This is a genomic window from Neisseria sp. P0019.S002 (genome assembly GCF_051957155.1).
Classification (GTDB): domain Bacteria; phylum Pseudomonadota; class Gammaproteobacteria; order Burkholderiales; family Neisseriaceae; genus Neisseria; species Neisseria perflava.
Window position 1 is genome coordinate 34,981 of sequence record NZ_JBQCWS010000002.1, and the last position, 24,970, is coordinate 59,950.

Annotated in this window: 23 protein-coding genes and 1 pseudogene; 14 read left to right on the forward strand and 10 right to left on the reverse strand. The window is 47.1% G+C overall.

All coding sequences use genetic code 11. The annotated features are described in order from the left end of the window. Positions 1-23: 23 nt before the first annotated feature. On the reverse strand, positions 24-821 hold the full coding sequence (locus ACTHTY_RS03535; protein ID WP_440366677.1) for a factor H-binding protein: 798 nt from the start codon (positions 819-821) through the stop codon (positions 24-26). A gap of 197 nt (positions 822-1,018) precedes the next feature. Here ACTHTY_RS03535 and ACTHTY_RS03540 point away from each other — a divergent pair, with 197 nt between their 5' ends. Next, a complete protein-coding gene (locus ACTHTY_RS03540) occupies positions 1,019-1,501 on the forward strand; it encodes a dihydrofolate reductase (RefSeq protein WP_440366496.1) in 483 nt (160 codons plus the stop codon). Positions 1,502-1,585: 84 nt separating this feature from the next. Here ACTHTY_RS03540 and ACTHTY_RS03545 read toward each other — a convergent pair whose 3' ends face one another. Further along, positions 1,586-1,852 carry a DUF3079 domain-containing protein gene (locus tag ACTHTY_RS03545; protein ID WP_003686685.1) on the reverse strand — a complete coding sequence of 89 codons (267 nt, stop codon included), beginning with the start codon at positions 1,850-1,852 and terminating at the stop codon, positions 1,586-1,588. A 167-nt stretch (positions 1,853-2,019) separates the two neighbouring features. Between ACTHTY_RS03545 and ACTHTY_RS03550 the strand changes: the two genes are divergently transcribed. Next, positions 2,020-2,475, forward strand: a complete 456-nt coding sequence (locus tag ACTHTY_RS03550; RefSeq protein ID WP_440366497.1) for a GNAT family N-acetyltransferase — start codon at positions 2,020-2,022, stop codon at positions 2,473-2,475. Positions 2,476-2,558: 83 nt separating this feature from the next. On the opposite strand, the gene dinG is transcribed toward ACTHTY_RS03550, so the two are convergent. Both dinG and ACTHTY_RS03560 read right to left on the reverse strand, forming a co-directional pair. Next, a complete protein-coding gene (gene dinG / locus ACTHTY_RS03555) occupies positions 2,559-4,709 on the reverse strand; it encodes an ATP-dependent DNA helicase DinG (protein ID WP_440366498.1) in 2,151 nt (716 codons plus the stop codon). Positions 4,710-4,873: 164 nt separating this feature from the next. After that, complete coding sequence (locus ACTHTY_RS03560) at positions 4,874-5,092, reverse strand: DUF2061 domain-containing protein (protein ID WP_003686746.1); 219 nt, start codon at positions 5,090-5,092, stop codon at positions 4,874-4,876. Positions 5,093-5,220: 128 nt separating this feature from the next. Between ACTHTY_RS03560 and ACTHTY_RS03565 the strand changes: the two genes are divergently transcribed. Then, the gene (locus ACTHTY_RS03565; RefSeq protein ID WP_440366499.1) at positions 5,221-6,171 is read left to right on the forward strand and encodes a D-2-hydroxyacid dehydrogenase; all 951 of its coding nucleotides are present in this window, start codon (positions 5,221-5,223) and stop codon (positions 6,169-6,171) included. A 195-nt stretch (positions 6,172-6,366) separates the two neighbouring features. On the opposite strand, the gene gnd is transcribed toward ACTHTY_RS03565, so the two are convergent. After that, on the reverse strand, positions 6,367-7,815 hold the full coding sequence (gene gnd / locus ACTHTY_RS03570) for a decarboxylating NADP(+)-dependent phosphogluconate dehydrogenase (protein WP_440366500.1): 1,449 nt from the start codon (positions 7,813-7,815) through the stop codon (positions 6,367-6,369). 482 nt (positions 7,816-8,297) lie between these two features. Here gnd and ggt point away from each other — a divergent pair, with 482 nt between their 5' ends. Beyond that, positions 8,298-10,067, forward strand: a complete 1,770-nt coding sequence (gene ggt / locus ACTHTY_RS03575; protein WP_440366501.1) for a gamma-glutamyltransferase — start codon at positions 8,298-8,300, stop codon at positions 10,065-10,067. 236 nt (positions 10,068-10,303) lie between these two features. Here ggt and lpxC read toward each other — a convergent pair whose 3' ends face one another. Next, positions 10,304-11,218: a UDP-3-O-acyl-N-acetylglucosamine deacetylase gene (gene lpxC / locus ACTHTY_RS03580; protein WP_440366502.1), complete on the reverse strand. Its 915-nt coding sequence runs from the start codon at positions 11,216-11,218 to the stop codon at positions 10,304-10,306. A 649-nt stretch (positions 11,219-11,867) separates the two neighbouring features. Between lpxC and gap the strand changes: the two genes are divergently transcribed. After that, positions 11,868-12,872 carry a type I glyceraldehyde-3-phosphate dehydrogenase gene (gene gap / locus ACTHTY_RS03585; protein ID WP_049335677.1) on the forward strand — a complete coding sequence of 335 codons (1,005 nt, stop codon included), beginning with the start codon at positions 11,868-11,870 and terminating at the stop codon, positions 12,870-12,872. Between the two features lie 96 nt (positions 12,873-12,968). Here the strand turns inward: gap and tsaA are convergent, their stop codons facing one another. After that, positions 12,969-13,643, reverse strand: a complete 675-nt coding sequence (gene tsaA / locus ACTHTY_RS03590; RefSeq protein WP_440366503.1) for a tRNA (N6-threonylcarbamoyladenosine(37)-N6)-methyltransferase TrmO — start codon at positions 13,641-13,643, stop codon at positions 12,969-12,971. Between the two features lie 170 nt (positions 13,644-13,813). On the opposite strand from tsaA, the gene ACTHTY_RS03595 reads away from it, so the two are divergent. From ACTHTY_RS03595 to ACTHTY_RS03615, 5 genes are all read left to right on the forward strand, one after another. After that, entirely contained in the window at positions 13,814-14,449 is a 636-nt protein-coding gene (locus ACTHTY_RS03595; protein ID WP_440366504.1) for a nicotinamidase, read from the forward strand. Between the two features lie 46 nt (positions 14,450-14,495). Continuing rightward, positions 14,496-15,464 (forward strand): lipopolysaccharide heptosyltransferase I, encoded by a 969-nt coding sequence (gene waaC, locus ACTHTY_RS03600; protein WP_440366505.1) that lies wholly within the window; start codon positions 14,496-14,498, stop codon positions 15,462-15,464. 183 nt (positions 15,465-15,647) lie between these two features. Further along, entirely contained in the window at positions 15,648-16,397 is a 750-nt protein-coding gene (locus ACTHTY_RS03605) for an electron transfer flavoprotein subunit beta/FixA family protein (RefSeq protein WP_440366506.1), read from the forward strand. Between the two features lie 10 nt (positions 16,398-16,407). Beyond that, positions 16,408-17,340: an electron transfer flavoprotein subunit alpha/FixB family protein gene (locus ACTHTY_RS03610; protein ID WP_440366507.1), complete on the forward strand. Its 933-nt coding sequence runs from the start codon at positions 16,408-16,410 to the stop codon at positions 17,338-17,340. Between the two features lie 61 nt (positions 17,341-17,401). Next, entirely contained in the window at positions 17,402-18,013 is a 612-nt protein-coding gene (locus tag ACTHTY_RS03615; protein ID WP_188208974.1) for an IMPACT family protein, read from the forward strand. 54 nt (positions 18,014-18,067) lie between these two features. Here the strand turns inward: ACTHTY_RS03615 and ACTHTY_RS03620 are convergent, their stop codons facing one another. Further along, positions 18,068-18,379: a DUF4298 domain-containing protein gene (locus ACTHTY_RS03620; RefSeq protein WP_107857737.1), complete on the reverse strand. Its 312-nt coding sequence runs from the start codon at positions 18,377-18,379 to the stop codon at positions 18,068-18,070. 140 nt (positions 18,380-18,519) lie between these two features. Here ACTHTY_RS03620 and purD point away from each other — a divergent pair, with 140 nt between their 5' ends. Next, positions 18,520-19,791, forward strand: coding sequence for a phosphoribosylamine--glycine ligase (purD, locus tag ACTHTY_RS03625; RefSeq protein ID WP_440366508.1), 1,272 nt, complete (start codon positions 18,520-18,522; stop codon positions 19,789-19,791). 72 nt (positions 19,792-19,863) lie between these two features. Beyond that, entirely contained in the window at positions 19,864-20,433 is a 570-nt protein-coding gene (locus tag ACTHTY_RS03630; RefSeq protein ID WP_440366678.1) for an L-threonylcarbamoyladenylate synthase, read from the forward strand. Positions 20,434-20,818: 385 nt separating this feature from the next. Here ACTHTY_RS03630 and ACTHTY_RS03635 read toward each other — a convergent pair whose 3' ends face one another. After that, positions 20,819-21,259, reverse strand: coding sequence for a surface-adhesin E family protein (locus ACTHTY_RS03635; RefSeq protein WP_101755668.1), 441 nt, complete (start codon positions 21,257-21,259; stop codon positions 20,819-20,821). A gap of 210 nt (positions 21,260-21,469) precedes the next feature. On the opposite strand from ACTHTY_RS03635, the gene purB reads away from it, so the two are divergent. After that, positions 21,470-22,840 carry an adenylosuccinate lyase gene (gene purB / locus ACTHTY_RS03640; RefSeq protein ID WP_440366509.1) on the forward strand — a complete coding sequence of 457 codons (1,371 nt, stop codon included), beginning with the start codon at positions 21,470-21,472 and terminating at the stop codon, positions 22,838-22,840. Positions 22,841-22,970: 130 nt separating this feature from the next. Here the strand turns inward: purB and msrAB are convergent, their stop codons facing one another. Further along, positions 22,971-24,539, reverse strand: coding sequence for a bifunctional peptide-methionine (S)-S-oxide reductase MsrA/peptide-methionine (R)-S-oxide reductase MsrB (gene msrAB / locus ACTHTY_RS03645; RefSeq protein WP_440366510.1), 1,569 nt, complete (start codon positions 24,537-24,539; stop codon positions 22,971-22,973). A 145-nt stretch (positions 24,540-24,684) separates the two neighbouring features. On the opposite strand from msrAB, the pseudogene ACTHTY_RS03650 reads away from it, so the two are divergent. Continuing rightward, positions 24,685-24,970 (forward strand): annotated as a pseudogene (locus ACTHTY_RS03650) (signal recognition particle-docking protein FtsY); the annotation flags it as partial.

Genomic DNA, 24,970 nt, shown 5'->3' on the forward strand with positions numbered 1-24,970 from the left:
AAATGTTCAGGCGGCCTTGTTTCCTATTCTTTTTTACCGGCCAAACCGATTTCTTTGGTGGAATCGCCAACTTTGATTTGCGCCTTACCGGCAATTTCTTCAGCCTGCGGACCAAAGAGTTTCAAATCATAACGGCCGTTTTCGATACCGTTCAAACTGGTTTTACCGCTGATGGCGGCTTTGCCGTTGTTATTGGCAATACCTGCGGCAAGCAGGTCGACATTATTGTAGGAGGCCATGCTGCTAATTTTGCCGTAACCTTGTTTTTTATCAAAATCGACGGTGTATTTCAGACGGCCGCTGCGGTCGTCGCCGTTAAACGCGATGCCCGAATACTGATAGCTGCCTTGTTTGGGTAAATTGCGATACGCTGTTTCATCGCCTTGGACTTCGCCGACGATGAATGTGTATGTATCGAGGTTTTGCAGCTTGCCTGCGTCATCGGCTTTTTGTTTGGCGTAACGCGCAGCAACAGTGGAATAATTTTGTTTATACACTTGGAAATCGCCCGTTTCCAAAGTGATGACTTGGCCGTTTACCTTGATTTTTTGGGCGTAGTCGTAAGAGGATACTTTATCGGTTTTCAAAAAGCCGGTATCGAGTTTGTCGCCTTTTTGCAGGGTTTGCGGTTTACCGTTGGCCGTCAGCTCCAACGTACCGTTTTCAGGGACGGATTCGTTCAATTCAACGGACAACACGCCTTTCGGATGCGGATTGAGCGGCTCGGTCACGGCATTCGACAAGCCGCTTGTTGCGCCGCCGCAGGCAGCCAACATCAAAGACAGGGAAGCAGTCAAAGCAGAAATGCGGAGGGTTCTCATCATTTTTTCCTTTCCTTTTTTATTTGGTATGATATTTATCATATACCTAAAAAAATGAACAATAAATGATTTTTGTCAAAATTAAGTATTTTGAATATTAATTTTATAAATATTGAAACATTTTTAGAATATCGGATATTCAGTCCATCCCGCCTCCCTTCCGCTATAATCATTTTATTTTGCAAACGGATTTCATTATGCCGAAAATCACCCTCATCGCCGCCTACGCCGCCCGCCGCTGTATCGGCACCAACAACACTATGCCTTGGCATTTGCCCGAGGATTTTGCCTTCTTCAAATCCTACACCACCGGCAAACCCGTCATTATGGGCCGCAAAACATGGGAGTCGCTGCCGCGCAAGCCGCTGCCCGACCGTCAAAATATCGTCATCACCCGCCAAGATTATCAGGCCGAAGGTGCGCAAACGGCGGCTTCTTTGGAAGATGCGCTGGCTTTGTGTCAGGGGGCTGAAGAAGTCATCATCATGGGCGGCGCGCAAATTTATGCACAAGCCCTGCCGATTGCCACGGATTTGCGTTTGACCGAAGTCGGTTTAGATGTGGACGGCGATGCGTTTTTTCCTGAATTTTCCTCAGAAACATGGCAAGAAGCCTCTCGGGAAAACCATGTTTCCGCCAAAGGCATCGAATACGCGTTTGTGCATTATGTAAAGGCATAATCCGACAACGCAAAGGCCGTCTGAAACCCTGTTTTTCATGTTTCAGACGGCCTTTTTTTATCTCGTTTGTTTACGGCATTCCGTTTAAGCCGTTTTGTTTTTCAAAGGCAGCTTGATATGCGGTTTGGCCGGCTTGGGTGCTTCTTTCAGTCCAAGTTCGATTTGCTGCTCTTCGCTTAACAAATTGCTCCAGTCGCCTTTTTTATACCAGTCGCGGCCGTCCAACTCGATGGGATGTTGGATGCGCTCGCAACCGTTGCCGCATTGCAAATCGTCTTCTTTGCAGTATTTGTCGCAACCCCAGCAGATACGCTCGGGATTTTTCGGGAAAATGGGAAATTTCTTGGCCATGATGTTCTTCTTTTGTTTGTGTGCGGTACGGGCAGAATTATAAGTGATTTGAATGGGGCTGGCGGCGGGTTTATTGTGTTTTACGCTGATTTTTTAAGATGTGTTAATCTTTCAGACGGCCTATACTATAAAAATAATCCCTATGCCGTACAACAAGAGGACCAAATATGAACATATGCCGTCTGAAGCCTGAATTTGTCGAACCTTTAGCCCTCGCGCTGTTTGAGGAATGGCACGATTTTGCGCCATGGTCGTCTCTGGACAAAATCCGTGCGTATTACGCGCAGTGCATCAATGGGGATACCTTGCCGCTGGCGTTTGCGGCTGTGGATAACGAAGGGCGGCTGATGGGTTCGGCAGCATTGAAGCGGTTTGATATGGCGTGTTTTCCTGAATACGAATATTGGTTGGGCGATGTGTTCGTTTTGCCGCAATTTCGCGGTTTGGGCGTGGGCAGGCAGCTGGTTTCGTTTTGTCTGGATAAAGCACGCGAACTGGGTTTGCCGCATCTGTTTCTCTATACGCCGGATGTGCAGGCCGTGTATGAAAAGTTCGGCTGGAAAGAAATTACCCAGACTTGGCACAATGGGGAAACCGTATCCGTCATGAAATTGGATTTATAGCTTGAAAAGAATAAAAGGCAAAAGAATAAAAGGCCGTCTGAACATTTGATTTCAGACGGCCTCTGCCTTTGAATTATCCACAACTACCCTATCCGTTTAAACGGCGGCAAACAGGCCAATAATTGTTGGCCGTAGCGTTGCGTTTTGACGCGGTTGTCAAGGATGGTCACGCGGCCGTAATCCTGTTCGGTACGGATAAGGCGGCCGACGGCTTGGATCAATTTGATGCTGGCTTCGGGCACCGTAATTTCGATAAAAGGATTGCCGCCGCGTTGTTCAATCCAACGGTTTTGGGTTTTCTCGATGGGATTGTCCGGCATGGCAAACGGCAGCTTGGCAATAATGACTTGCACGCAGGCCGTGCCGGGCAGGTCGAGGCCTTCGGCAAAACTGTCGAGGCCGAAAATAATGCTGGCTTTGCCTTCTGCAATGGCTTGATGGTGCCTTTGTAAAAGAACGGCCTTGGGCAACTCGCCCTGCACAAGCAGAAGCGGCAAGTATTCATCAGGCAGTCGTAAGGCGACATCCTGCATTTGCTTGCGCGAGGAAAACAGCACCAGCGTGCCGATGGCTTCAACCGGCGAAACCAGCTTCGGCAACCATTCGACAATGGCGGCCGTGTGCGCATCAGGGTCTTTCGGGCTGGCATGAACCGGCGGAATATACAGCTCGCCTTGCGCATCGAAATTAAACGGGCTTTCCAATGCAAGCGTGGTGGTTTCGGGCAGCCATAATAGGCCGGTTTGGCGCAAAATCAGGTTGAAGCTGCCGAGCGATTGCAGGGTGGCCGAAGTCAGCACCGCGCCTGCCGCGCGCCGCCACAGACTGTTGGCAAGGTGGGATGCGCTGCTGATGGGGCTGGCATTGAAAATATAGTCGTTTTTGTCATCGGCACGGCGGGTTATCCATTTCGCCAACGGCTCTTCGCCCTCAATGGGAACGGTGGAGAGTAAATCCCAAACCGCGCTGATTTGTTCGATACGGGCGATAAAAAGGCCGAACTCGCTGGTCAGGCGGTCGATGAGCGCGCCGTCCTGCTCTTTTTCGCGGCGAGCGGCGGAAAGTGCATCGTTCATACCGACAACGTGTTTGAGCAGGCTGCGCGCAGCAATGGCCGTATTGGAAACTGTGGTTTCCAGGCCTTCGGGGATTTTGCCGTCTTCCCACAGCCAAGTCGGTTCGTTGTGTTTCCGCCTGTCGTTTTCAGACGACCCCAGACTTAAAGACGGCTCTTCCGCCAAGTGAAACTGCCATTCGTGCAGGCTGTCGAGCAAGGATGTGGCAGCTTCGTCGGCAAGGTTGGCAAGTTCGGCTTTATCGGTAAGCGCGGCAATTTTGCCGGTAAGCTGCGGCAGTTTTTCCAGCGTCCAAACGGCAATATTCCATGAATGTTCGGCGGCAAAACGGCTGAGGGCTTTTTTGGGCAGGTGGTGCGCTTCGTCTATGCAATAGAAACTGTTTTCGGGCGCAGGCAGAATCACGCCACCGCCCATGCTGATGTCGGCAAGCAGAAGATCGTGGTTGGCAACGACGACATCGACAGTTTCCAAGACATCGCGTGCCAGGTAAAAAGGGCATTCCGGACGATTTGGACAGGCGGATTTCAGGCAGCCGTGGCGGTCGTTGGTCACTTTAAGCCAAATCGCGTCATCGATTTTTTCCGGCCAAGTGTCGCGGTCGCCATTAAAGCGGCGGGCGGAAAATTCATCGGCAATGTCGCGCAGCAGGTTCAATTCTTCAGGCTTGGGTTTGCTGTCCCACAACACTTCCGGCGCTTCAAAACCAAGCAGGTTTTGCTGGGCGTTGTTTTGCGTCAGTTGATAGAGTTTGTACGGGCAAAGATAACGGCCGCGTCCTTTGGCAAGCGCAAAGGTCAACTCCAAACCGCTTTTTTCGACCAGAAACGGCAAATCGCGGTCAACCAACTGCTCTTGCAAAGCCACCGTCGCGCTGCTGACGATCAACCGTTTGCCGCGTGTTTGCGCCATGATGCCGCCGGCCAAAAGGTAGGCCAATGATTTACCCACGCCGGTCGGCCCTTCGATCACAGCAATGCTCTCACCCTCGCGTTTGGGCGCTTCTTCGCCTTCTTCACGCGTCAAGGTCCGCGAAAAAGCGTTGGCAATCGCCGCAATCATTTTCCGCTGCGAAGCGCGCGGACGGAAACCGGGTAGGTTTTTGCCGATGTTTTGGTAATGGTCGCGGATGGCGTTTTTTTCTAAATCGGTGAGCATTGAGGCCGTCTGAATGGGTTTGCAAGAATAGCGTATTTTAGCATTTTTACCTTCATGAAGCCTTCGTAAAGTCTTACTCTATTTTAGGGTTTGGCATTTTGATGGCGATGGACGAACCGCAAAAACATAATCGGTTTTAATCAAGCAAAAGGCCGTCTGAAACTTTAGCCGCACTGATGCAGAGGCACCCACAATTTTTGCTTGTCGGATTTGTTTTTCTCGTAGCGGTTCCACGCTTTTTCGTGAAAATAAAAGACAACGGTATTGACGATGGGTTCGACCAAAGCGACCGCGCTGGAAACGCCGATACTGCCGGTCAGAATATAGGCGACACTAAATGCGACGCTGAAATGCAAAATAGCAAATGTAATGGTTTTAATCATGCTGTTTTCCTGATACATTGATGTTTTAATCGCTACATAATAATTATTATCAACTAACGCGTATATTTTAAATCCTTTATCCTGATTTAGATTTTATAAATCGATATTTTATTTTTGATAGGAATTTTATGAACCCGCTCCATATTGTCGTCCTCGACCGCGACACCCTCGTCAACCGCCCGTTTGATTTTGATTTTCCACATACATTGAGCAGCTACGGCACAACCGAAGCGCACGAAACCTTAAAGCGTATCCGTGGCGCGGACATTGTGATTACCAACAAAGTCGTGATTTCCGCCCAAGCATTTGCCGAAAATCCACAACTCAAGCTGGTTGCTGTTACCGCGACAGGCGTCAACAATGTGGACGTTGAGGCTGCCAAACAAAACGGCACAGCAGTGTGCAATATCCGCGCTTACGGCAATGAATCCGTGGCGGAACACGCGTTTATGATGATGATTACCCTGATGCGCAACCTGCCTGCCTACCAGCGCGACGTTGCGGCAGGCTTGTGGGAAAACTCGCCGTTTTTCTGCCATCTCGGCGCCCCGATGCGCGATTTAAACGGCAAAACGCTGGCGATTTTCGGACGCGGCAATATCGGTAAAACGCTGGCAACTTATGCTCAGGCTTTCAAAATGAATGTCGTGTTCGCCGAACATAAAAATGCCCAAAGCATCCGAGATGGCTATGTTTCCTTTGACGAAGCCATCCGCTCCGCCGATGTCGTGTCACTTAATTGCCCGCTCACGCCACAAACGGCAAACATGATAGGCGAAGCCGAATTGCAGCAAATGAAACCCGGTGCCATCCTCATCAACTGCGGGCGCGGCGGCTTGGTCGATGAAGCCGCTTTGGTTGCGGCGTTGAAATACGGCCAAATCGGCGGTGCAGGTTTTGACGTGTTGACACAAGAGCCGCCACGCGACGGCAACCCTCTGCTGAAAGCCCGACTGCCCAACCTCATCGTTACGCCACACATTGCATGGGCAAGCCAAGAGGCCGCCAACCGTCTGTTTGACATCCTTTTGGACAACATCAACCGCTTCGTGGCCGGCAATCCGCAAAATCTGGTTTAATCCATGGAAAACCTGTTAATAAGGTTGTGAACAATTTTAAAGGCCGTCTGAAATATTCAGACGGCCTTTATTAATCTTTATTTATTTCATAAAGTTATCTATCAAATAGGCTAAATCGTTTCTTTCTTCATTGTGGATAACCCTATAAAAAGGCCGTCTGAAATACTCAGACGGCCTTGTGTTTGCTCAGGCAAATTAAATATCGTATGTGGTTGAAGCAGTATCGCCGCCCTTGCCTGTCCAGTTGGTATGGAAGAACTCGCCGCGCGGTTTGTCGGTACACTCGTAAGTGTGCGCGCCGAAGTAGTCGCGTTGGGCTTGCAGCAGGTTGGCGGGCAGACGCTCGGAAGTGTAGCCGTCAAGGAAGGTAATTGCGGAAGCCATGCAAGGCATCGGAATACCGCACTCAATCGCTTTGGCCACCACTTTGCGCCATGCAGGCAGACAGGTTTCCAATACGCCTTTGAAATAAGGATCGGAACCCAAGAAGACCAAATCAGGATTGGCTTCGTATGCGTCGCGGATGTTGCCCAAGAACGCGCTGCGGATAATGCAGCCTTCGCGCCACAAGAGGGCGGTATTGCCGTAATTCAATGCCCAATCGTTGTTTTCGCTGGCTTCACGAATCAGCATAAAGCCTTGTGCATAAGAAATAATTTTGGACGCCAACAGGGCTTGGCGCAAAGCATCCACCCATGCGGCTTTGTCGCCTTCAATCGGGGTAATGGTTTTGCCAAACAGGCTGTTTGCTTGAGCGCGTTGGTCTTTAAACGCGGACACGCAACGTGCAAATACGGCTTCGGAAATCAGGGTCAACGGGATACCCAAATCGAGGGCATTGATGCCGGTCCATTTACCTGTACCTTTTTGACCTGCGGTATCGAGGATTTTTTCGACCAAAGGTTTGCCGTTTTCATCTTTGTAACCCAAAATCGCGGCGGTAATTTCGACCAGATAAGAATCCAGTTCGGTTTTGTTCCACTCGTTGAAGATTTGGTGCATTTCGTCATAAGACAGACCCAAACCGTCTTTCATGAATTGGTACGCTTCGCAAATCAACTGCATGTCGCCGTATTCGATACCATTGTGCACCATTTTGACGAAGTGGCCCGCACCGTCGCGGCCGACCCAGTCGCAGCAAGGCTCGCCTTGAGGCGTTTTGGCGGAGATGGCTTGGAAAATCGGTTTGACGGCAGGCCATGCGGCTTCATCACCGCCAGGCATGATAGACGGGCCGTGACGCGCGCCTTCTTCACCACCGGATACGCCGGCACCGATAAAGCGGATGCCTTTTGCCGCCAGCTCGTGTGTACGGCGGGTGGAATCAGGATAGTTGGCATTGCCGCCGTCAATAATGATGTCGCCTTCGTCCAAAAGCGGAACAAGTTGCTCGATAAAATCGTCAACAACAGAACCAGCGCGTACCATCATCATGATTTTGCGTGGTTTCTCTAATTTATCAACCAGATCTTGCAGTGAATATGCGCCGATAATATTGGTATTTTTGGCTGCGCCGTTTAAAAAATCGTCTACTTTGCTGGTCGTACGGTTGAATGCGACAACTTTAAAGCCGTTGTCGTTCATGTTGAGAATCAGGTTTTGCCCCATTACGGCAAGGCCGATTACGCCAATGTCGCCTTTCATTTTGTGAAACTCCGTTATTAATTAATTTTATCAAGCGTAACTCTAGCTGATTTACACGTTTTTAACAATCCTTAACTTTTTAATTTTTTGAAAAGATGCCTTTACGTTTCAGATGGCCTTTACCTTTGGGAAAACAAACTATAAATTAGATTTTAAATAATAAATAGAAGATGATATTGAGTGCTGCCACAGCTTGTTGATAACTTTGATTATAAAAATTTTTCAAATACTTAGCTGATATTTTTTGATGAGGATAAAGTATGGTCGGCCTTGTTTGTAGGTGTGGATAAATTTTTTCTGCTGCTCCATTCTGTGGGTAACTTTTTGCCTGTGCACAATCTTAGCTTGTTTTATACTTCTCCAATTGGAACTGATTGACTGGAGAAATAGTCAAATGGTTTTTTATTTCAAGCTATTTTCATATTTCCTTTTGTTTAAGCTGGGAAAAGGCCGTCTGAAAATATGTCAATAAGGGTATGCATATGAAGTTTTCTTTTAGTATTAACCTGTTATCCGTTTTGATTTTGGCCGCTTGTGCGCAACAGCCGGTTCAAAAGCCTCAAGTTTCCCTGCCCTCCGTATCTATGGATAACCATGCGCCGGAGCAAGGGACGGGGCTGACGGAGCAGAAATTAATCCGCGCCAAACATTATATGGCGGCGTCTGCCAATCCGCTGGCAACTGAAGCCGGTTATGAAATTTTGAAGCGCGGCGGCAGTGCGATAGATGCGATGGTTGCCATGCAGACAACTTTGGGACTGGTTGAGCCGCAGTCTTCCGGATTGGGCGGCGGTGCGTTTTTGGTGTATTGGGACAATAAGGCGAAAAAGCTGACGACGTTTGATGCCCGCGAAACGGCGCCGAAAGCGGCAACGCCAGAACTTTTCTTGGATGAAAACGGCAAACCGATGGGCTTTATGAAAGCGGTGGTCGGCGGCCGTTCGGTCGGTGTGCCGGGGATTCCGAAGCTGCTGGAAGATGTCCACAAGCGTTACGGCAAATTATCGTGGGCAAGTTTGTTTGAGAAACCGATTACTTTGGCGGAACAAGGTTTTGCCGTTTCTCCACGTATGGCGAAATCCATCGAACAAAATTTGGAACCCTTGCAACGTTATCCGCAAACTGCTGCCTATTTCCTGCCTGACGGCAAGCCTTTGGCTGCGGGAACGGTGTTGAAAAACCCTGAATTTGCGCGTTCCGTACGCCTGTTGGCGGAAAAAGGCAGTGCGCCGTTTTACCAGGGAATGCAGGCGCAAAATATTGTCCGTGCCGTTACCGGTGCTGTGGATAATCCCGGCAAAATCAGCATGGCGGATTTGAAAAACTATCAAGTTATCGAGCGTCAACCGGTTTGTGCGCCGTATCGTGAATATGAAGTTTGCGGTATGGGCGCACCAAGTTCCGGCGCAATTGCTTTGGGGCAGATTTTGGGCGTATTGCAGAATCAGGATATGAAGGCGTTGGGATCGGAAAATATCCACAGTTGGCGCTGGATAGGCGATGCGTCGCGGATTGCGTTTGCCGACCGTGATTATTATGTCGGCGATCCCAAGTTTGTGAACGTTCCGACCAGAGCCATGATTTCTCAGGCTTATTTGAAACCGCGTGCCGAAGAAATCCGCAAAGCTGACAAGGCATTGGAAACTATTCAGGCAGGTAAATTCGGCAAGGAATACGCGCAAGGCATGGCGATCGAGCTGCCGTCCACCAGCCATTTGGTGGTTGTGGATAAAGAAGGCAATGTCGTGTCGATGACGACTTCGATTGAAAACGCGTTCGGTTCGGGGTTGATGGCAAACGGCTATCTGCTCAACAATGAATTGACCGATTTCGCTTTTAACCCTGTCGGCGCGGACGGTAAAACCGTTGCCAACAGCGTGGCGGGCGGCAAACGGCCGCGTTCTTCGATGGCGCCGACCATCGTGATGAAAGACGGCAAACCTTATATGGCGGTCGGTTCGCCGGGTGGCAGCCGCATTATCGGTTTCGTTGCTAAAACGTTGGTGGCGCATATCGACTGGGGTATGGACATTCAGACGGCAATTTCACTGCCGAATATGCTCAATCGCGGCAGCCAGTATGAGATCGAGGAAAAAACCGCTGCAGCGGATAAAGCGGCAGCATTGGAAAAACTGGGCTACAAAGTCCAAATCCGCGATTTGAATTCCGGCGTACAAGGCATTGTGATCGGCAAAGACGGTTTGCTCGGCGGTGCCGACCCGCGCCGCGAAGGTAAAGTCATGGGCGATTGATTTTATCGGTTTGACATGCAAAGGCCGTCTGAAACCTAGTTGTTCAGACGGCCTTTTAGTTTGGGAAAATATATGGATAAGATGTGTATAAGAATAACATTAAATTTTAATATTTTTATTTTTCAATAAGATAAAAGGAATGAATATGTGGATAATTACTTGTGGAAAACGACATGATTTAGGCCGTCTGAAAGGTTCAGACGGCCTTTTTATTGGACTGCTTTATCTATTTTCTATCAGGCTGCCGGCAGCTCGTGAAAAGCGCTGGGCAAGTCTTCGTCATCGGCAAACTCAACCCATTCGTAAGCGCTTTCATCTGCCAAAACGGCACGCAACAGCGCATTATTGATGGCATGGCCTGATTTGTAACCTTCAAATGCACCGATAATCGGATGGCCAACAATGTACAAATCGCCAATCGCATCCAGGATTTTGTGGCGAACAAATTCATCGGGATAGCGCAAACCTTCCGGATTCAAAACATCCATGTCGTCAATCACGATGGCGTTGTTCAAATTGCCGCCCAGTCCGAGATTATGGGCGCGCATCATTTCCACTTCGTGCATAAAGCCGAAGGTACGGGCGCGGGCAATCTCATCGATATAGGATTTTCCTGCAAAATCAATCTCGAAAGTAGGTGCGCTGCGGTTGAACACGGGGTGGTCAAATTCGATGGTTAAAGTAACTTTAAAGCCGTCATAAGGCGTAAAGCGCACCCATTTTCCGGTTTCTTTGATTTCAACGGGTTTGAGGATTTTTAAAAAACGTTTTTGGGCTTTTTGATCGACAACGCCCGCATCTTGTAAAAGATAAATAAACGGCAGGCTCGAGCCGTCCATAATCGGAATTTCGGGCGCGTTCAATTCAATCAAGGCATTGTCAATGCCGTAGGCAGATAGAGCCGACATAATGTGTTCAATCGTGCCGATGCGTACGCCTTTATCGGTAACGATGGTTGAAGAGAGGCGGGTATCATTGATTAAATAAGGGTTCAATTTGATTACTTCGCCCATTTCTCCACTTAAATCGGTACGGCGGAATGAAATACCGCTGTTTTCTTCGGCAGGATGCAAAGTCAGAGCGACCCTTTCGCCCGAATGCAGGCCAACGCCGGTAACGCTTACTGATTTGGCTAAAGTCCGTTGCAACATAATTGCTTCCTTTTAAAAAGTTTGATGGGCAAATGATACGTTAAAAAGGAAAAAACAAGCCATCATTTTTAATAGTATTTGCCAATATGGATGTTTTGCGAGAGAAACCTCTAGATTTAAATTATCCACAATAGTATGTGAAATTGAAGTGGGTAATTTGGTTTTTATCCACAGATAAATAGGGAAACTAAGATTCTATCCTTTTTTATTCCGGCATTCAGTTGGGGTTGGCCTCAAAGATAAAAAGGAATTATCAAATTGTTTTTAAAGAAAGTTATTCCATTATCCATAGATAGTTTGGTTCTTCATTAAAATCATCATTTTAAAAATAAAATATTATAATTTGAAGAAAACACTGAATGATCAACACAAAAATGGCAAAATACGGAGAAATAGAACTAAGTTTATGAAAATCATAAACTTATGAAACTTTTAAGATTGGAAAATGGTTTTTATGAAATAAAATATCAAAAGCTAAGTCTGATTCGATTTACCTGATATTTTCCTACAAACAAGAATTTCATGTTTTCTTTATTTAAATCAAACAACTTAAAAGTAATCATCTGAAATCCTAGAAAGTAATTTTATTTCAGGATACAATGGCCTCACTGAGAAATTTTTCCCATTCCATCTAATTAGGAGTAGCAAAATGAGTATTAAAGTAGCGATTAATGGTTTTGGCCGTATCGGTCGTCTGGCATTGCGTCAAATTGAAAAAGCCCAAGGTATCGAAGTCGTTGCTGTTAACGACTTGACTCCTGCAGACATGCTGTTGCACCTCTTCAAATACGACAGTACTCAAGGCCGCTTTGAAGGCTCTGCCGAATTGAAAGACGACGCTATTGTTGTTAACGGCAAAGAAATCAAAGTATTTGCCAATCCTAATCCTGAAGAATTGCCTTGGGGCGAGCTGGGTGTGGACGTCGTCCTCGAATGTACCGGTTTCTTTACCAATAAAACCAAAGCGGAAGCCCATATCCGTGCCGGTGCGCGCAAAGTTGTGATTTCGGCTCCTGGCGGCAATGATGTGAAAACCGTTGTATACGGCGTAAACCAAGATATTTTGGATGGTAGCGAAACTGTTATCTCCGCCGCTTCTTGTACGACTAACTGCCTGGCTCCTATGGCTGCGGTATTGCAAAAAGAATTCGGTATTGTTGAAGGCCTGATGACCACTATCCACGCTTATACCGGCGACCAAAACACCCTTGACGCGCCACACCGCAAAGGCGACTTCCGCCGCGCCCGTGCCGCTGCCTTGAATATCGTACCGAACAGCACCGGTGCCGCTAAAGCCATCGGCTTGGTTATCCCTGAATTAAACGGCAAACTTGATGGTTCTGCCCAACGCGTTCCTGTTGCTACAGGCTCTTTGACCGAACTGGTTTCTGTTCTCGAACGTCCTGTTACCAAAGAAGAAATCAATGCAGCCATGAAAGCTGCCGCCAACGATGCTTTAGGCTACACTGAAGATCAAATCGTTTCTTCCGACGTTATCGGTATCGAGTACGGCTCACTCTTCGATGCGACTCAAACCCGCGTGATGACAGTTGGCGATAAACAATTGGTGAAAACCGTTGCTTGGTACGACAATGAAATGTCTTACACTTGCCAATTGGTTCGCACCTTGGAATTTTTTGCCAGCAAAATCTAGAGGATAACAGACTGAATCAATCAGTCTGTGGATGATTAAAAGGCCGTCTGAACATTTCAGACGGCCTTTTGTATGTAGATAGATTAAATTGGTAATTCAGATTGTGGATAGTTTAATCACAGTGGCACATTTTTTTTCTATCCTAAACTGTACTTCATATTCCGCAATATTCATTACATAAACCCGTTCGGGAATATCTTGATAGGCAGGGCGGGGATCTTGGGCAATGCTTTGCTCAATGAGATGTTTTTCTTCTGTGGATAAATGTTCCGCAAGCGTACTTTCTGCCCAGACAACGTTCAATTCTTCAGGTTTGCCGCTGACAAAGCCTGATGATGCGTCAGGTTTGGATTCAACAAACGGGATGTAGGGTTTGATATCCACTACCGGAGTACCGTCCAATAGGTCTGCACCGCTACAATAGATGCGGACAGGTTTGCCTGTTTCGATTCGTTCGAGTTTCAGCAGGGATAAACCGAGATGATTGGGGCGGTGCGGGCTGCGCGTGGCAAATACGCCCATTTTTTGTTTGCCTCCAAGCCGTGGCGGACGCACCATTTGCGCCCAACCTTCATCCAATACGCCGTGAAAAATAAAGCTTATCCACACATAGTCGAAATATTCTAAGCCCCGAACGCTGTCTGCGGTAAATTCAGGAGTGAGTTCAATGCAAATTTCTGCTGCAGGAACCAAACCGGGTTGGCGGGCAATGCCGAATTTTTGTTTGTAGGGGGAATGAACGGTTGCAATAGGCGTAATCGAATAGGACATAATTTGTGGATAAATATTCTGTGCAAACTGTCATCATATCACAGATGTTTTCCCACATTTTGCGGTAGTAATTTGTTATAATAAAAAGCATTTATTCCAAATGTCCGTACATGGGCAATAAATGCTCAATTTGAATAATATAAAATAAAATCAATAGGTTAAATTAATCCATGATTGTTTCTATCGATGTAGATGCACAAAAAACGTTTACGCCTTTGTGTCCGAAAGAATTGCCTGTTACCGAAGGTCATCTGATTGCGGATGAACTCAATGCCCAAGCTGCATTGGCGGATTTACGCGTGATGACGAAAGATGCGCATCATGCCACGGCAAAATGGCTTGTGGATAATCCTGTTGATATGTTGAAACCGACGGGTTTGTCCGATGCGGATTTGACTTGGGTGTCGCATGCGATGGTTGGAACATATGGCTATGAATTGTTGGATGGCCTGCCTTCAGCCAAAGAATACGATTATTGCGTTTGGAAAGGCGTTGATCCTGAGTTACACCCTTACGGCGCATGTTTTCACGATATTGAAGAAAAGCTCAGTACAGGTTTGATTGAATGGTTGCGCTGTCAAAATGCAGATACAGTTATTGTCGGCGGTTTGGCAACGGATTATTGTGTGAAGACAACGGTTTTACAATTGCTTAAAGGTGGGGCTTGGAAAGTCATCGTCAATCAGGCGGCTTGTCGCGGCATTGCTCCGGAAACGGTTGAATCTGCATGGCGTGAAATGCATTCTGCCGGGGCTGTTATTTTAGAAAACGCCGAAAAAATAAAAGAATACATTAATAATCAATAAATTATATTTGAAATTCTATTGTTTCACGTGAAACATTTTCCAAAATATGAAGATTTTACTTGTCCGCTTGTCCAGTATGGGCGATTTAATTCATACGTTGCCCGCAGTTGAAGATTTGGCGCGACAATGTCCTGAGGTAGAGCTCCATTGGCTGTGTGAGGCAGGGTTTGCAGATATTGCCCGCTTACATCCTTTTGTCAAAAAGGTTCATGTAATGAAATGGCGGCAGTGGCGCAAACACCTTTTTCAGGCTGAAACATGGCGTGAAATAGGCCGTCTGAAAACGGATTTACAGGCTGAATCTTTTGATTTTGTTTTAGATAGTCAAGGACTGATTAAAAGCGCATGCTTTGCCAAAATGGCGAAATCCCCTATTTACGGTTTGGATAAACACAGCGCGCGTGAAAGTTTGGCTGCCTTTGCATACAGTAAAACATTTGCCGTACCGAAAGGTAAAAATGCGGTCTGGCGAAACCGTGAATTATTCGCCCAAGCATTTGGTTATGCAATGCCTGAGACGCAGGTATTTGGTTTGTCGGTTCCTGAATCAGGCCATCTGAAAAATTTGCAATCCCCCTATTACGTTGCTTTGCATGCAACCAGCCGCAACAGTAAATTATGGCCGGTAGAACACTGGCGTGCATTATTGAAAAAGTTGAATGAAGAGCAACACTGTAATGTATATCTGCCATGGGGAAATGAAACCGAAAAAATGCGTGCGGAGCAGATTTCAAGCGATTTACCGTTTGCTTTCGTCTGCGACAAAATGAATTTATTACAGGCTGCATTTTTATTGAAAAACGCAGAAGGTATTATTGGCGTAGATACTGGACTACTGCATCTTGCCAATGCACTGGAAAAGCCTGTTGTAGGAATTTATACAGATACAGATCCGGCCAAGACCGGCGTTCAAGTTTCGGCTTATGCAAAAAATTTAGGCGGTATTGCTCAAATTCCCAATGTTGACGAGGTTTATCAAACCTTGATGGATTGTGTTGCAGCATACGGTAAATAATTGCTGGGGAGTTGGATTTATTTTCTGAGTAAATGCTTTAGAAATGATATAATTCCGCTCTATTTGCCAAGATTTATACAAATTTGGTTTTGTCATGTTGGGAAAACCGAATTGGATTTTATATAAAGAATGCATCAAAAGCAGTATGCTTGATTTGATGGACATTCTTTTTAGGAGAATTGAATGAAAGCACTGGTCGCAGTAAAGCGCGTAGTGGACTACAACGTCAAAGTTCGTGTGAAAGCCGATGGTTCTGATGTGGATATCGGTAATGTCAAAATGTCGATGAACCCGTTTGATGAAATTGCGGTAGAAGAAGCTGTCCGTTTGAAAGAAGCCGGAAAAGTAAGCGAGATTGTTGCTGTTTCTCTTGGCGAGAAAAAATGCGAAGAAACGTTGCGTACTGCTTTGGCGATGGGTGCCGACCGTGCGGTTCATGTTGAGACTGAGGCGAAGTTGGAGCCTTTGGCTGTTGCGAAATTGCTGAAAGCTGTTGCGGATAAAGAAAATCCGCAAATTTTACTGTTGGGCAAACAGGCAATTGACGATGACGCCAACCAAGTTGCCCAAATGCTGGCTGCGTTGTTGAATGCGGCTCAAGGTACTTTTGCATCAAAAGTGCAAATTGAAGGCGAAGAAGCATTGGTAACCCGTGAAATTGACGGTGGCGAAGAGACTGTTGCATTGAAGCTGCCTGCGGTCATCAGTGCAGATTTGCGTTTGAACGAACCACGTTTTGTCAAACTTCCTAATATCATGGCGGCAAAGAAAAAGCCTTTGGAAAAATTAAGTCCTGCCGATTTGGCTGTGGATATTTCTCCACGTTTGAATACCGTGAAATTTGCCGAACCTAAAGCACGTCAAGCCGGTGTAAAAGTGGCTGATGTTGCCGAATTGGTTGAAAAGCTGAAAAACGAAGCCAAAGTGATCTAAGGAGTATGAAATGAGCGTATTGATTATTGCGGAACATAATAACCAACATTTGAATCCTGCCACTTTGCATGCGGTAACGGCTGCTGCTAAATTGGGTAATGTAGATTTATTGGTTGTCGGCAGTAATGCTGCTGCGGTGGTTGAAGAGGCAAAACAGGTTGCAGGCGTAGCGAAAGTTTTGGTAGCCGATGCGCCCTATTACGCTGAAGGCTTGGCAGAAGAATTGGCGCCTTTGGTTGTTAAACTGGCTGCGGATTACCGCTATGTGGCTGCGACTGCAACTGCGTTTGGTAAAAATCTGTTGCCCCGGGTTGCTGCCCTGTTGAATGTACCACAAGTTTCGGATTTAACCGAAGTTGTGGATAACTCGACATTTGTCCGTCCGATTTATGCCGGTAATGCATTTGAAACCGTTCAATCCAATTCTGAAAAACTGGTGCTGACTTTCCGTGCAACCGCATTTGATGCTGCCGGACAAGGTGGTAATGCAGAAGTGGTCAATGTTGAGGCAACGCCTGCTCAAAACCTGAGCCGTTTCGTAAACCGTCAACTTTCCCAGTCTGACCGCCCTGAATTGACTCAGGCAAAAGTGATCGTTTCCGGTGGCCGTGCATTGGGCAGTGCTGAAAAATTCAATGAAGTATTGACTCCTTTGGCTGATGTTTTGGGTGCGGCGATTGGAGCATCCCGTGCGGCAGTGGACGCCGAGTATGCGCCAAATGATGCCCAAGTCGGACAAACCGGTAAAGTGGTTGCGCCGCAACTTTACTTCGCTATCGGTATTTCCGGTGCCATCCAGCACGTTGCCGGTATGCAGGACAGTAAAGTGATTGTTGCCATCAACAAAGATGCTGATGCTCCGATTTTCAATGTGGCAGACTACGGCTTGGTTGGTGATTTGTTTGAAGTTGTGCCTCAACTGACTGAAGCATTGAAAAACTAATGTTTCACGTGAAACGTTCAGACGGCCTTTTTTATATAAGGCCGTCTGAAAATATTTTGGTATGATTACGACCTATAAAACCATTACCACTCCGACACAGGCTGAATTTAAAGATAAAGGCAGCCGCTTCATTGCATACGCCTATCCGATTCGCACTTTGGCCGATGTGAAGAATTATCTCGACCCATTAAAGGAAGAGCATCACAAGGCGCGACATTGGTGTTATGCCTATCGATTGGGTGTGGATGGAATGCAGTTTCGCGCAAACGATGATGGAGAACCGTCTGGAAGCGCAGGCCGCCCTATTCTGGGGCAGATTGATTCTGTCGGTGTGACGGATGTGTTGGTTGTGGTTGTGCGCTATTTTGGCGGTACGCTATTGGGCGTTCCCGGTCTGATTCATGCTTATAAGGAATCAACGGCTCAGGCATTGGCGATAGCTGAAGTTGTTGAAAAGAATGTCGAAAAGACAGTTTGGTTGAAATGTGAATATCCTGTTTTGAATGAGGCTATACGGATTGCCAAACAATATCAGGCCGATATTGTGGAACAGGATTTGCAGCTGGATTGTAAGTTGACAGTGAAAATAGCGTTGGCCGATTATGAAGCCTGTATTGCTGCTTGGAAAAATACGCGCCAAATTGAAGTAGATACTGAGAAGCCGTTTGAATAAAAGGTCGTCTGAACATATGTGAGAAATCAAAAGTTTCAGACGGCCTTTGATGTTTTAGTCTTGGTATCTGTCTAAAGCATTTACGCTTGAGCGCAGGTGTTCCCAAGCCAGTTGATGAAATTCCCCCAGTGCGTTCCATAGGGCATCTTCGCTCATAATGCTGTATTCGCCCTGTGTACGCAAATCAACATCTGCCCCTTCTTCAATGGCTTGATGGCATGCTTGGTATTCGTTGGTATAGAAGTCATCCATGTCTTGCATGAGGCTTGCAGCATGTTTCCAGCGGGCGATATCTGCTTCCAGTTGCGGCAGTAATTCGCACCATTCGCGATATTTGCTTTGAATTTCGTCAATACGTTTTTGCATGATTTGTCCTTTCGTTGTTTGAAATTAGAGTATGGTTGTCTTGGTGCGATATTATTCTTAATTTGAAACAGCTATGCAAGATGGAACAATATTCCATCAATTGAATTTTATTTACAACATCTATTCTTCAAGGAGATGGTATGAAATTGCTCGTTATTGGTAATGGTGGACGTGAACACGCACTGGCTTGGAAATTGGCGCAGTCGTCTAAAGTAGAAACTGTCTTTGTTGCACCTGGTAATGCCGGAACGGCAATTGAGCCTAAACTGCAGAATATAGCGTTGACGGCGCATCAAGATTTGATTGATTTTTGCCGTAATGAAAATATTGCCTTTACCGTAGTTGGCCCTGAAGCGCCTTTGGCTGCAGGTGTGGTCAATAACTTCCGTGCTGCCGGATTGAAGATTTTTGGCCCGACTCAATACGCGGCTCAGTTGGAGAGTTCAAAAGATTTTGCTAAAGCATTTATGGCAAAATATAAGATTCCAACCGCGCAATACCAAACCTTTGAAAATGCCGATGCGGCACATGATTACGTCAATCAAAAAGGTGCGCCGATTGTTATTAAAGCGGATGGTTTGGCTGCCGGTAAAGGCGTGATTGTCGCCATGACTTTGGATGAAGCCCATGCCGCTATTGACGATATGTTGTTGGGCAACAAAATGGGCAATGCAGGCGCGCGTGTTGTAATTGAAGATTTCCTGCAAGGCGAGGAAGCGAGCTTTATCGTTATGGTGGACGGCAATCATGTTTTACCGATGGCAACCAGCCAAGACCATAAACGCCTGCTGGATGACGACAAAGGCCCTAATACCGGCGGTATGGGCGCATACAGCCCCGCTCCGGTGGTAACGCCTGATGTTTACGAGCGCGCGATGAATGAAATTATTTTGCCGACTGTGGCCGGTATGAAGGCAGAAGGTCATGAATTTACCGGCTTTTTATACGCAGGCTTGATGATTGATAAAACTGGTGCGCCTTATACCATCGAATTCAACTGCCGTTTCGGCGACCCTGAAACCCAGCCGATTATGAGCCGTTTGGATAGCGATTTGGTGGATTTGGTTGAAGCGGCAATCGACGGCAAACTGGATAGTGTCGCTGCCGAATGGAATCCGCAGACCGCGGTAGGCGTGGTGTTGGCCGCACAAAATTATCCTAACTCTCCGAAAAAAGGCGATGTGATCTTCGGCTTGGATAAGGCCAATCAAATCGGTAAAGTTTTCCATGCCGGTACTGCAACGAATGAAAAAGGCGAAGTGGTAACCAACGGCGGCCGTGTATTGTGTGTCGTCGGTTTGGGCGATGATGTTGCGCAAGCTAAGAGCAAGGCTTATGAGGCATTGGAAACCATCCATTTTGACGGTATGCAATACCGTAAGGACATTGCCGATAAAGCCATCAACCGTTAATAATGAATAGAAACAGGCCGTCTGAACACAGATTGTCCGACAATCGCAGTTTCAGACGGCCTTGGTATTATGATGATGTTCCCCAGAATTTTATCGGCTGCAGCCCAACGCAGGTTGCAGGCGCATCTTAAAAAAGGCGGTTTGGTCGCCTATCCTACCGAGTCTTGCTATGGCTTGGGCTGTATCCCTACTTTGCCCAAAGCACTCAATCAACTGATTCATCTGAAAAAACGACCGCAACACAAAGGCATGATTGTCATTGGTCATAGCTTGGAACAGTTGCAACCTTTGCTGCAAAGGCCGTCTGAAAATATCCAAACCATGCTGCATCAAGCATGGCCGGCTCCGAAAACTTTTTTATTGCCGGTCGGCAAAAAAGTATTGCCTTCGTTACGGGGAAAAGGACGCAGTAAATTGGCTGTCAGGGTTCCTGCGCACGCAGGTGCAAGGCGTTTGTGTCAGGTTTTGGAAAAGCCTTTAGTCTCTACTTCATGCAATCGTGCAGGTAAACGGGCGTGCAAAACAGAAAGAGAAGTCAGAAGACAATTTGGCAGAAAAGTCTGGGTTGTAGGCGGATTGATAGGTAAGCAGAAAACGCCTAGCCAGATTATTGATGGAGAAACAGGAGCAAGGCTGCGTTAAAGATGGGCTGTATCATCAAAGGAAAGGTATTTATTTGGAGAAGCAAATTTTTCCAAAAGATTGGAATACCTGTGTGAAAAGCATTTAATGCAGATCTAGTTTAACGCGTAGCAGCCTGTAAATACGGATCGATTTAGTAGAGAATTAAGTCAATAAATAGAGTAGAAAGCAGTATTTTGTGAAATACTCTGGCAAAGAGTGAAGCAAATTTTGAGTGTAAATGAATCGCTGTAATAAATTATTTTTGAATAAACAAATTTTGTGGATAAATTTGAAGATAAATTTCTATAAAAACATAAAAAGGCCGTCTGAAACTTGATATTCAAAGCATTCAGATGGCCTCTTAAATATTTAAACTGTGGATAACTTTGTGAATAAGTGTAGATTAAAGCTTATGTCCGCACACAGTTTCGTATTGTTTTTCAGTAATCGTGCCGCTCATGACGCTCATTGGGCGGATGCTGGTCGGCGTATAGCTTTGGTTGGAAATTACCCGGCCGTGTTCGTCCATCAGTTGCAGCGCTGCCAGGCGATAGGTTTTGTTTGAGCAATGAATTTCCCAGCTGCCGATAGCCGTTTTATAGGCCGGGGTGTTAACGAAACGTTCCTCTTTCAGTTTGGAAACGGTTTTTTTATCGCGGAAAGTAACCAGTGCACCATTTCTTTTAATGCTGCTTCTATCAATGGCCACTTTGATATTGCCTTCAGAGATGGTGCCGATGTTGGTCCAGCTGCCGCTGCCGCTCGATGTGGTTGTTGTTTCACAGGCACTCAACATCAAAGCCGCAAATACGGTTGCAGCTAGGGAAAAACGTTTGATATTCATAAAACCTCATTATTTACAAAAAGTCAGCCGATATTATCCGTGAAGATGGCATATATCGTAAATCGATTTTGCAAAGTTGAACCTCTGAAAAGCATTTTATGAAAAATACGCTGAAAAGGTCGTCTGAAACCTGTCTTTCAGACGGCCTTGAAGTGTAAAATCATGTATAATCGCAAACAATTTGGTTTTCATCCCATAGGAAGATCTGACATGATTAACCCTATCGCTGCACTTTCCCCATTAGATGGCCGCTACGCCAAATCCGTTGAAGCATTGCGTCCGATTTTCTCCGAATACGGCCTGATGCGTGCGCGTGTCAAAGTTGAATTAAACTGGCTCAAAGCCCTTGCTGCCGAGCCTAAGATTGTAGAAGTTCCTGCTTTCAGCGATTTTACGCTTGCCGAAATCGACAAAGTGATCGAAAACTTCTCGCTTGAAGATGCCGCCGCCGTCAAAGCCATTGAGGCAACCACCAATCACGATGTCAAAGCCATCGAATATTGGCTTAAAGAACGCTTCTCCGGCGTGCCTGAAGTGGCTGCTGCCAGCGAGTTCATCCACTTTGCCTGCACCAGCGAAGACATCAACAACCTTTCCCACGCTTTAATGCTGCAAGAAGCGCGTGAGGCTGTTTTGCTGCCGAAACTGGCCGAAATTATCGAAAAACTGACCGGCATGGCGCATGAGTTGGCTGCCGTCCCTATGATGAGCCGTACGCATGGCCAGCCTGCTACACCAAGCACACTGGGTAAAGAAATCTCCAATGTCGTGTACCGCCTGCAACGTCAGTTTAAAAACCTGCAAGCGCAAGAGTTCCTCGGCAAGATCAATGGCGCAGTCGGCAACTATAATGCCCATATGGTCGCTTATCCCGATGTGGATTGGGAAACCCATTGCCGCAACTTCGTTGAAATCAGCCTCGGCCTGACCTTCAACCCCTACACTATTCAAATCGAGCCGCACGACTATATGGCGGAATTCTTCCAAGCCATCAGCCGTGTCAACACGATTCTGATCGACTTCAACCGTGATGTTTGGGGCTACATTTCTTTGGGTTACTTCAAACAAAAAGTCAAAGTAGGCGAAGTCGGTTCTTCCACCATGCCGCACAAAGTCAATCCGATCGACTTTGAAAACTCCGAAGGCAACCTTGGTATGGCCAATGCCGTATTGGGCTTTTTGTCCGAAAAACTGCCGATTTCCCGTTGGCAGCGCGACCTGACCGACAGCACCGTATTGCGCAACATGGGCGTAGGCGTGGGCTATACCGTATTGGGCTTTGCCGCCCATCTGCGCGGTCTGAACAAGCTTGAACCGAATCCTGCCGCCCTTGCTGCCGATTTGGACGCTACTTGGGAGCTGCTGGCCGAGCCGATTCAAACCGTAATGCGTCGTTACGGCGTAGCCAATCCTTACGAGAAACTGAAAGACCTGACACGCGGTAAAGACGGCATTACGCCTGAAGTGTTGAAACTCTTTATCGAGTCGTTGGAAATTCCGGCAGAAGCCAAAGCCAAATTGCTTGAGTTGACCCCTGCGTTGTATGTGGGCAAAGCTGAAGAGTTGGCAAAACGAATTTAAAAGGTTTTTGTAGGGCGCACTTTCTTAGTTATTGAGATTTTTTGATAGATAAGAAACCAACCTTTTGCATCCGACAAATTAAAAAGGCCGTCTGAAATCTTTTTCAGACGGCCTTTTTCGATTCAAACCGTTATTTCACTTTGTCTTTTAATGCGCCATAGCCGGCTGCGTCCATTTCTTCCAAAGGAATGAATTTCAAACTTGCGCCGTTGATGCAGTAGCGCAGGCCGCCTTTGTCCATCGGCCCATCGGCGAAGACGTGTCCCAAGTGTGAATCAGCGGCATGGCTGCGCACTTCGGTGCGGCGCATGTTGTAGCTGAAATCGTCGTGTTCGGTAACGGCGGAGGCATTAATCGGGTGGGTAAAGCTCGGCCAGCCGCAGCCGGAATCGAATTTGTCGGCAGAGCTGAACAGGGGTTCGCCGCTGACGATGTCCACATAAATGCCGGGTTTGAACAGATGGTCGTATTCGTGGCTGAAGGCGTATTCGGTCGCGCTGTTTTGGGTAACTTGGTATTGCTCTTCGGTCAGGAGGCGTTTGAGTTCGGCATCGCTGGGCTTTTTATACCTTGCCGCGTCGAAGCCTTTGCCTTGCGGGGCGGCTTTGGTTTTGCCCGGCAGCGGTTCGTCGGCTTTGCGGATGTCGATGTGGCAGTAGCCGTTGGGGTTTTTAATCAGGTAGTCCTGATGGTATTCCTCGGCGTCGTAGAAGTTTTTCAGTGGCTCGTTTTCGACGACGAGGGGCTGTTGGTATTTTTGCTGCTCGCGTTTAAGTGCGGCGGCGATGACGGCTTTTTCGGCAGGGTCGGTGTAGTACACGCCGCTGCGGTATTGCGTGCCGGTGTCGTTGCCTTGTTTGTTGAGGCTGGTCGGGTCAACGACGCGGAAATAGTATTGCAGGATGTCGTCGAGGCTGAGTTTGTCGGCGTCGTAGGTTACTTTGACGGTCTCGGCATGGCCCGTGTCGCGGTAGGACACGTCTTCGTAGCTCGGATTTTTCGTTTTGCCGTTGGCGTAGCCGGATACTGCGTCAACCACGCCGTCTATGCGTTGGAAATAGGCTTCCAAGCCCCAGAAGCAGCCGCCGGCGAGGTAGATGGTGCGTGTGTTCATGATTTTTGAATCCTTTTTCTGTGTGTCAGGTTTGTAGAACGAATTTTTCAGACGGCCTAAATCGGCATTCGGGTCGCGGATTAACGCCAATGCCTGCGCTTCGTTGATACTGCCTTTGACGATGCGCTGCACGTCGCCGTCTTTACCGATTAACGCCCAAGAAGGGTAAACGCTGATATTCAGGCTTTGGGCGATGGTGCCACCGTTGTCGGTCACGACAGGCAGCTTGGGATAGTTCAAACCGGCATACCATTTTTGGAAGTCGCCGTCTTTTTTCTCGTGCAGAAAACCGGGGGACGCGACGGTGATCAGGTTGGCGGAGCTAAACCGCTTGTCCTGCGCCCATTTTTCGGTTTGTCCCAATTCGGACAAACACAAAGGACACCAACTTGCCCAAAATTTAATCAGAGTCGGTTTGTCTTTTTTCAAGAAAACACTGGCAGGGCGGTTGTCAGGGGTTTTCAACGAGGATAATGCCTGCGGTACGGTTGCGGCTTCGGTATCCATCATTTTGGATGAGCAGGCGCCCAGCGCAAGCAGGCAACCGAACTTGGCGCAAAGGGAAAAGAAGGTACGGGGTTTCATCTCTATGTTTCCTGTATGGATGGTTTGCCTTGTTAGACGTTGGAAATGCCAAAACCTGACAACCTTGATTTTCAGACGACCTTGCCACGTAAAATACGCTACAATACTCCTTATTTCAAGTTTCTAAAATTAAAAGGAAAATTTAATGTTCAGCTTCTTCCGTCGCAAGAAAAAACAGGAAACTCCGGCTCCTGAGGAGGCTCAAGTTCAGGAAACCGCAGCAAAAGTAGAATCTGAAGTTGCTCAAGTAGTTGAAAATATTAAAGAAGATGCCGAATCTTTAGCAGAAAGCGTCAAAGGGCATGTTGAATCAGTTGTCGAATCGGCTGTTGAAACTGTCAGCGAAACCGTCGAACAGGTTCGGGAAGCTTTAACCGAAACGCCGTCTGAAACAGTCGAAAAAGTAGAAGAACACGTTGAAGCGGCAAAAG

Bases quoted from the DNA above. Each gene is read 5' to 3' on its own strand.
- ACTHTY_RS03535 (WP_440366677.1), bottom strand. From the start codon at position 821: ATGAGAACCCTCCGCATTTCTGCTTTGACTGCTTCCCTGTCTTTGATG.
- ACTHTY_RS03540 (WP_440366496.1), top strand. From the start codon at position 1,019: ATGCCGAAAATCACCCTCATCGCCGCCTACGCCGCCCGCCGCTGTATC.
- ACTHTY_RS03545 (WP_003686685.1), bottom strand. From the start codon at position 1,852: ATGGCCAAGAAATTTCCCATTTTCCCGAAAAATCCCGAGCGTATCTGC.
- ACTHTY_RS03550 (WP_440366497.1), top strand. From the start codon at position 2,020: ATGAACATATGCCGTCTGAAGCCTGAATTTGTCGAACCTTTAGCCCTC.
- dinG (WP_440366498.1), bottom strand. From the start codon at position 4,709: ATGCTCACCGATTTAGAAAAAAACGCCATCCGCGACCATTACCAAAAC.
- ACTHTY_RS03560 (WP_003686746.1), bottom strand. From the start codon at position 5,092: ATGATTAAAACCATTACATTTGCTATTTTGCATTTCAGCGTCGCATTT.
- ACTHTY_RS03565 (WP_440366499.1), top strand. From the start codon at position 5,221: ATGAACCCGCTCCATATTGTCGTCCTCGACCGCGACACCCTCGTCAAC.
- gnd (WP_440366500.1), bottom strand. From the start codon at position 7,815: ATGAAAGGCGACATTGGCGTAATCGGCCTTGCCGTAATGGGGCAAAAC.
- ggt (WP_440366501.1), top strand. From the start codon at position 8,298: ATGAAGTTTTCTTTTAGTATTAACCTGTTATCCGTTTTGATTTTGGCC.
- lpxC (WP_440366502.1), bottom strand. From the start codon at position 11,218: ATGTTGCAACGGACTTTAGCCAAATCAGTAAGCGTTACCGGCGTTGGC.
- gap (WP_049335677.1), top strand. From the start codon at position 11,868: ATGAGTATTAAAGTAGCGATTAATGGTTTTGGCCGTATCGGTCGTCTG.
- tsaA (WP_440366503.1), bottom strand. From the start codon at position 13,643: ATGTCCTATTCGATTACGCCTATTGCAACCGTTCATTCCCCCTACAAA.
- ACTHTY_RS03595 (WP_440366504.1), top strand. From the start codon at position 13,814: ATGATTGTTTCTATCGATGTAGATGCACAAAAAACGTTTACGCCTTTG.
- waaC (WP_440366505.1), top strand. From the start codon at position 14,496: ATGAAGATTTTACTTGTCCGCTTGTCCAGTATGGGCGATTTAATTCAT.
- ACTHTY_RS03605 (WP_440366506.1), top strand. From the start codon at position 15,648: ATGAAAGCACTGGTCGCAGTAAAGCGCGTAGTGGACTACAACGTCAAA.
- ACTHTY_RS03610 (WP_440366507.1), top strand. From the start codon at position 16,408: ATGAGCGTATTGATTATTGCGGAACATAATAACCAACATTTGAATCCT.
- ACTHTY_RS03615 (WP_188208974.1), top strand. From the start codon at position 17,402: ATGATTACGACCTATAAAACCATTACCACTCCGACACAGGCTGAATTT.
- ACTHTY_RS03620 (WP_107857737.1), bottom strand. From the start codon at position 18,379: ATGCAAAAACGTATTGACGAAATTCAAAGCAAATATCGCGAATGGTGC.
- purD (WP_440366508.1), top strand. From the start codon at position 18,520: ATGAAATTGCTCGTTATTGGTAATGGTGGACGTGAACACGCACTGGCT.
- ACTHTY_RS03630 (WP_440366678.1), top strand. From the start codon at position 19,864: ATGATGTTCCCCAGAATTTTATCGGCTGCAGCCCAACGCAGGTTGCAG.
- ACTHTY_RS03635 (WP_101755668.1), bottom strand. From the start codon at position 21,259: ATGAATATCAAACGTTTTTCCCTAGCTGCAACCGTATTTGCGGCTTTG.
- purB (WP_440366509.1), top strand. From the start codon at position 21,470: ATGATTAACCCTATCGCTGCACTTTCCCCATTAGATGGCCGCTACGCC.
- msrAB (WP_440366510.1), bottom strand. From the start codon at position 24,539: ATGAAACCCCGTACCTTCTTTTCCCTTTGCGCCAAGTTCGGTTGCCTG.